The organism is Bacteroides sp. LFL-34, from assembly GCF_027257075.1.
GTDB classification, from domain to species: Bacteria; Bacteroidota; Bacteroidia; order Bacteroidales; family Bacteroidaceae; genus Bacteroides; species Bacteroides ovatus.
Genome location: NZ_JAPQKZ010000146.1, coordinates 1 through 832 on the forward strand (window position 1 = coordinate 1; position 832 = coordinate 832).

The following is an 832-nucleotide window of genomic DNA, read 5'->3' on the forward strand; positions in this document are numbered from 1 at the left end:
TCGTTTTAGCTCGCAGAGTCATAATTGCATATCGTAGAGCCATTCGGATTTTCAATGAAACTCAGGCGGATGATATAGGCACATATATCGAATGGCTTTCCATATTCACTTATTGGGCTGTTATCTTCGGTGTCGGATGCGGATTGCTGACATTTCTGCCAGACAAATATGTTTTTATCTGGATTTTGTCGTCAATACCGTTCTACAGCTATCTTTTCTACAGCTATCAGAACTACCTGCTGTTCTATGAACAGGTGGAAAATGCTTTTGAGCAAGATATACAATCTGAAGAAGAACTTCTGGCAGATACGGAAACAGAACCTGAAATAGTTTCTGAGAAAGAAGTTCCAGTGTCCTATACAGAAATTATAGAGAAAGTGGCCAACTGGATAAAGACAGACGGCTATGTCCAGCAGGGACTTACCATAAAAGAACTGTCCGAAATACTTCATACGAACCGTACCTATCTTTCCGCTTATATCAAGACTACGTATAAAATGACATTCCGCGAATGGATAACCGGTCTCCGGTTGGAGTATGCGAAAAACATACTGAAGGAGCATCCGGAAATCAATATACAGAAGCTGGCTGAGTCTTCCGGTTTTCTTTCCCGCAGTAACTTTATCAAATCATTTACAGAGAAGGAAGGATGTACGCCTGGCAAGTGGAAAAAAGCAAATCTGGAATAATTTGTGTGGTAAAAAGCCGATGAAAAAGGTCTCAGAAGCTCATTTTCAAAAAGTGCTCAAGCGACAAAAAAGTGCTAATTCGACAAAAAAAGTGCTCAAACGACAATTTGAAAAGTGCTCAAACGACAATTTTTATAAAACGC

The 832-nt window shown here is 39.8% G+C and carries 1 protein-coding gene; it reads left to right on the forward strand.

The window, feature by feature from the left end; all coding sequences use genetic code 11:
- Positions 1 to 689 (forward strand): helix-turn-helix domain-containing protein (locus N5O98_RS27290; protein ID WP_269496277.1); only part of this gene is annotated, 689 nt, incomplete at its 5' end.
- Positions 690 to 832: the final 143 nt, after the last annotated feature.